The organism is Ructibacterium gallinarum (assembly GCF_014982785.1).
GTDB classification, from domain to species: Bacteria; Bacillota; Clostridia; order Monoglobales; family Monoglobaceae; genus Ructibacterium; species Ructibacterium gallinarum.
On record NZ_JADCKB010000029.1, the window covers coordinates 25240 to 31603 of the forward strand.

Consider the following 6364-nt stretch of genomic DNA (forward strand, 5'->3'; position numbering starts at 1 on the left):
TGACACCCCAAAATTCTAACCATATACTTGTTAAAAATTTTTCGAGTTATTGCCAAGAAAAAAAGAGTATGGTATACTATAAGCAATCGAGGAGGATATTGGGATGGAACAAAAAAGGATACGAAAGTATATGATTTTGAGTATTTTCTGTTTCGTACTTTTGTGTTGGCTGCCGGCTGAAAGTTTTGGACAGGATTATATTGTAAAATTGAAAGAAACGCCAGTAACTATATTGTCAGAAGCGGCCGGAGATGAAATACTGACCCCAATGGTTCCAGAATGGAATTTGTATCAGGTGCAGGAATCAGATATTGAAAAAGTAATGCAGATGCCTGGTGTGGTGTATGCAGAACCTGTGGTGGATGTGTATTTGGCTGAGGAGATGACTGTGCCAGTCATGCCGGATGATTTGAATTTTTCTCAGCAGTGGAACCTGGAAATGATAGGAATGCCGAAAGCATGGTATTGGGGTATTACCGGGGAAAACATCAGAATTGGTGTCATTGATTCAGGGATAGACGATTCTCACGAAGATTTGATCGGCAGGGTCGTTGCTGCTCAAAATTATGCCAATGATGATCATAATGATCATGATTTGTCCCATGTTGATCCTAGCAATACCGATGACACTGTGGGACACGGAACCAGAGTTGCGGGCATTGCTGCTGCGACGCAAAACAATCAGACGGGAATTGCCGGCATTAGTGAAGCGGAAATTGTATCCTTAAAGGTTGTGGGGAAATCTGGTCAAGGCAATACTCTGTTTATGCTGGATGCTATTAAGGATGCGGTAGATGTTTATCATTGTGATGTCATTAATATGAGCTTGGGGTTTGGCGTAGATGTACAATCAATTCGCGAGGCAGTGGAATATGCGCTGGAAAAAGGTGTGATTGTGGTGGCGGCGTCCGGAAATAAATCTTCCAGTAACCTTGAGGACACTGCGATTCGGTATCCTGCTGGATATGATGGTGTGATTGGTGTTGGCTCGGTGAATAAAAATAAAGAATATTATTTTACATCAGTTGACAACGAGACCGTAGATGTTTGTGCGCCTGGTGTAAGTGTTTTATCCACTTCGAGCAGTGGGGGATATAGTTTCGGAACCGGCACCTCTTTTGCTTCGCCGCATGTGGCAGCTGCCGCAGCGCTGGCAAAGGAACTTTGGCCTGAAATGGATGCGGATGCGTTTTTACAAATTCTTGAAAACACTTCTGCTGATTTAGGTGATTTGGGTAAGGATAACCAATATGGTTGGGGACTTTTGAATATTCCCGGTATTATGGAAAAAACGATGGAACACAGTGAGAAGAAAGTGATGGTTTCCCGGGTATTAAAAACGGATTCTGTGCTTTCAGTAGAATACCGGAATGTGTCAAATCAGCCTATAAAGGCTTTTCAGGCTTGGGGAATTTATGACAAAGAAACCGGGGCTTTGCTACGAGTTATTGAAAATCCAGTGGAAAGTATTGAGGCAAATGGAATTTTGAAGGCAGAAGTTGCAGGAGGGCTGGCAGAAAATGAAATAGCAAAATCTATATTTTGGGATCGATCTGATTGGATGCGGCCTTTATTGCCAGCGGTTGAATAAATTATCGGGTATATCTCCGCACCGCGCTTCATAAAATGTAAGCAGGAGAGCCGAATATTTGCGATAGGCCTCCGGAAAATGCCCCGGCGATAAATTTTTGCGCCATGTATTAAAATGCATTAAGGGCAAAATCCTTATCATTTTTTGCTGTGCGGATAAGTGATTTTATTATGAATTATGCCGGCGCACAGCGGCGGAATGGAGAGATTCATGTTTGTAATCCGTCTTCGCACCTTGGTGATTTATTTTACTGCGGCCATTTTGCTGATTACTGTTTTTACAGCTTTTATGGTAAAAAGTGATGATTTTTCAGTTCATGCTCAGGAGGAAAGCGGTGTTTTTTTGCCAATTCTTATGTATCATGCAGTAACGGAAGATCCTGCACGTATCGGTCAATTTGTGATTTCTTCTGATATGCTGGAGGCAGATTTAAAATATTTGCAGCAGGAAGGCTATCAAACTGTAACAATAGATGAATTAATTCAGTATGTAAAAGAGGACGGAACTTTGCCGGAAAAGCCGGTGATGCTGACTTTTGACGATGGTTATTTTAATAATTACTGCTATGCATACCCGCTTTTACAAAAATACCAGGCAAAGGCTGTTATTTCGCTAATTGGAAAATATACTGATTTATATACCAATACGCCAGACGAAAATCCAGGATATTCCCATATTACTTGGGATCAGGTAAATGAGATGATGCAGTCTGGGTTAGTAGAATTTCAGAATCATAGCTATGATCTTCACAGCAATACTAAAGGCCGGGATGGCGCGAAAAAGAAAAAAGGTGAAAGTGAGGAAGCTTATGCCCAGATGCTTTGGGCAGATGTGGGACGTTTGCAGGAGGAAATGAAAGTACATACCGGTTATATGCCGTCTGCCTTTACGTATCCTTTTGGTAGTGTCAGTGAAGCTTCTTATGAAATTCTAGAAAAAATGGGATTTGAAGCGACTTTGTCCTGCGAAGAAAAGCTGAATTGCATTGTAAAAGGTGATCCCAACTGCCTTTTTATGCTCAATCGATTTTTGCGATCCAATAAAAAAAGTGCGGAGAATATTTTGCGTGCTGCAATGAATTAACCATACCATTTTTTCCATATGAATATATGAAAGGGAGCTTCCGTCAGGAGGATCCCTTTCGTATATGATTTTAGGCGTTACTTCCGCTAAATGAATGAATCGTAATTTACTACGTATTGTTCTGTGGAGCTCTTTCATATTTCTTGATCATTTTTTAAATATTGGCCCCATATGAAATTTCAATTTTTAAAAAAGAATTGGATGATGGTACCTCATCAGTAAACCATAGTTTTTGATGTTTGCGCCCGTTTTTTCTGTATGAATTATTTTTAACGCAACGATCCCTAAGTTTGTTTTAGCTTGATTTTGATTGTTTTCTTTCAAGAGAATCTGTTGACAAAGTAGAAATAAATTTACTTTGCAAAAATTTTTGAAACTAAGGCTGATAAGGGAAAATATTATCAATAATAACGAATTTAAAAGTTCTATTTTAACTTTTGCTATATGCTTTAGATTTAAAGTCAGTATAAATAGAAAGCGCCCTTTGCGCGTGTGAAGCTCTTATTATCATTTGTGTGGGCCACAATGTACTTCTGCTCTAGATGATGCGTAGAAGTTTTGTTGCTTTGTAAGTCAACGTGCCGTATCTATCTATGTATCTTGATATAAAAAACCAGATAAAACGGGTTGAGATTGATTCGAAACAATTTCCGACCCATGGGTTAGTGTGGCAAATACTTATCATCATTGCAATTGCTGCATGATCCGAATATCCCAGGCTGATTTTTTATTCACAAACACATTAAAACACAAATAGTGCCCTTTCATACATATAATACCATCGTGTGTGTTACTTCTATCCTGTTACCTCTGAAAACACTTACTGGAATAAAAGGATTATCAATAACTATGCTTTTCCCTGTTATAAGTCCGTCTATGTACTCAATCATATAATGAAAAATCCTGAAAAAGCGTGTTATCATGAAATTTTCATTGCCAATTTTGGCTGAACAGTGAATGATAATGATATACCATATTGGGTTTCACTTCATTGATCAGCCGACTTTCGAATTTGATTCCGTATAGATCCAATCGTCACCATTTTATCAGTGTGACCAGGTTGATAGATTTCTGCCCTTTTGCCGAATAATAAGGAGCAGCCAGTTCATATATAAACACAAAATCTACATTTCTATTTATCTATTTTAATAAATGATTTTTCGGTATTCAATCGTTAATACATATAAAATATTTTAATTTGTCATCTCTATATGCGTAGTATAATTCTGAATTTTATTTATTTCCAGTTTCTTTTTCTCTATATGTTTGAGGGGTCATATTTTTGTACTTTTTAAAGATCGTAACAAAGTATGCTGAACTGTTAAAACCACACAAAGTTGCAATATCTCCTACACGTCGATTTGTTGTGGTAAGTAATTCACATGCTTTTTGAATTCTGTATTCTGTAAGATATTGCGAAAAAGTTTGATGAAATATTAGTCGGAATTTACGGCCAGCATATACTTTGTTTAGGTATAGTTTATCTGCAAGATAAGTTAGATCAAAACTTTGGTCGGCATAATTTTCTTCTGTTAGTTTTTCTACCATATTTGCAAATGCAGTATCAGCTAAATCTTCTTTTTTGTCATTAGCCGGAGGAAAAAGTATACTTTTAAAGCAATTAATGGATTCTTCCAATGTGTCACTGTTGATGATTTCTAGGAAATACTGATGGTCTATATATTTATTTTTTAAGTTTTTGGCATTATTGACGGTATTCATTACTAAAGTTAGAAGCCAATTTTCTGCAATTTGACGATTAAGAAATCTTGTTTTTTGCATAAATTGGTTTAATAAATTTTCCAACTGAATCGATTGTCCGGTATTAGTATTGAGTGTATGAATAATTTCTTCTTGCAGTTGCAGAGGATATTCCGAGTGGTTTTCTTCTTGCCGAGCCAAAATATCTTTTTCAAGTATAAGTGCATTTTCAGGGGCAGAATAAGTATAATTGATTAATTCATTTGTTACAGATGCATGTTGTATAAGTTGTTCAACCGTTGAAAGCGTTCTTGTAAACGCGAAGGAAAGAGAAATTCCCAAATGTTTATTGCAATTCTTATTAATTTCTAATGTGATTTGCTCAAGATGTGCGTCATTATTTAGTTGCGTAAGTAGAGCAATACTATCTTCCATTAGATCAATGGTTTTACATGTACCTTCTGTTGCAAAAAGTTCTTCTGTAATATTGCGAATAGCGTATTTTAACAGAACAATATCATTCGGCGAATACTCACTTATTATTTTTTTATATTTATCAATTTTAATTATTCCTGCACAGAACTTTTTTTCAGTAGCTTTCATTGTGGTATTGAGCATATTTTTTTCTTTTGTGTTAAGAGGTGCTGCATTAAATACTTTAAAAATGGTTTCTTCCAGCTTATCATTATTTGCACGGTATTCAATTGAAGCGAGCTGCGAAATATATTTACTAATAATATTTTTGAAATACTTTGATGTCATCATAAATAACAATATTAAAATGAGAATAAAACTTAAAGTAATAATCCAGATAAAGGAGGTAGTTTTTAACCCATCTATGATAATATTATTGTAATTTATTTTTGTGACAAAAGAGAGATTATTGAACTGATTGTGCACATAAAGAGCATGATCAGAAAGAAAATGATTTTTCTCTTCATTTATATTTTTCTTTATTTTTTCATTTGTTAAAACATCAAAAAAATTCCCTTCATTTTCATACAGGAGTGTGTTGTTGTAATAAATCCATGAATTAGAATAGCGAGATAAATTTGTCATAATTTCACTAAAGATTTCGTTGGATAAGTTAAATAATACTAAACGGCCAGAATTGTCATTAAAAATGTAAGTAATCATATTTTCTTGGGGGTCTGAAAAAAATGATTGTTTACTTTGTTCATAGTTTGAAAGTATTTGTTCATCCATAGGGTTCTGCAAATAATATTCATCAAGTGTTTGCGGGTTCATATTGGTATCCGTCCAAATTAGCCCTTCTGTTGGTTTAATAATGCGAATAGATTTTATGTTGGTTACAATTTTCATAGATGAAATGTAACGAATGGCCTTGTCAATATTTTCCAAATCGTTTGTTTGTTCCGAATAAAGCAGGGAAACAACATTATAATTGTTTAATATTTGAGCAGAAATATTTTTTAGTTGTGTTTCTAGATCTAATATTTTTTCAGCTGCACTATTTTGAGATGAATTTACATTGTCAATAAAAAAATTTTTAAAAACATTATTAAAATAAAGAGCAAAAATGCTTGCTGCAATGAGAATCATGGCAGCAAGCAGGGATATAGCTATAAGAATAATTTTGCTTTGTTTATACTTATTAATTAGGTATTGGTATTTTAATTTTATATTCACTATTATGTTTACCTCCCCGATATAAAAGGATCGCCCAAAGATGTGATTGATATTTATAGATAGTTTTGTTAGTAAAACGGTATCTGAGTCTAAATGATATATATAATAAAAAATCTATTCTCATGATGTACAACTCTAATTTGCAATATAGCATAAAAGATGAAATATGTCAAGATTAACAAATATAGATATATTTAAAATTTTAGTATATGTGTTGTGATATATTATAGTTGTAACACTACTACCAAAAAAGATATAATCTTAGAAGGAAAAGAGGATGTTACAAATGAAACACTATGAAACTGAATTCAAGAAGAAAATTGTTCGCCTTCATCTTGA

At 34.8% G+C, this 6364-nt stretch carries 3 protein-coding genes; 2 read left to right on the forward strand and 1 reads right to left on the reverse strand.

The window, feature by feature from the left end; genetic code table 11:
• Positions 1–103 precede the first annotated feature (103 nt).
• Positions 104–1591, forward strand: coding sequence for a S8 family peptidase (locus INF28_RS11080; protein WP_226393524.1), 1488 nt, complete (start codon positions 104–106; stop codon positions 1589–1591).
• Between the two features lie 210 nt (positions 1592–1801).
• Entirely contained in the window at positions 1802–2674 is an 873-nt protein-coding gene (locus INF28_RS11085; protein ID WP_226393525.1) for a polysaccharide deacetylase family protein, read from the forward strand.
• Between the two features lie 1233 nt (positions 2675–3907).
• Here INF28_RS11085 and INF28_RS13040 read toward each other — a convergent pair.
• A complete protein-coding gene (locus tag INF28_RS13040; RefSeq protein ID WP_226393526.1) occupies positions 3908–6025 on the reverse strand; it encodes a helix-turn-helix domain-containing protein in 2118 nt (705 codons plus the stop codon).
• Positions 6026–6364 lie beyond the last annotated feature (339 nt).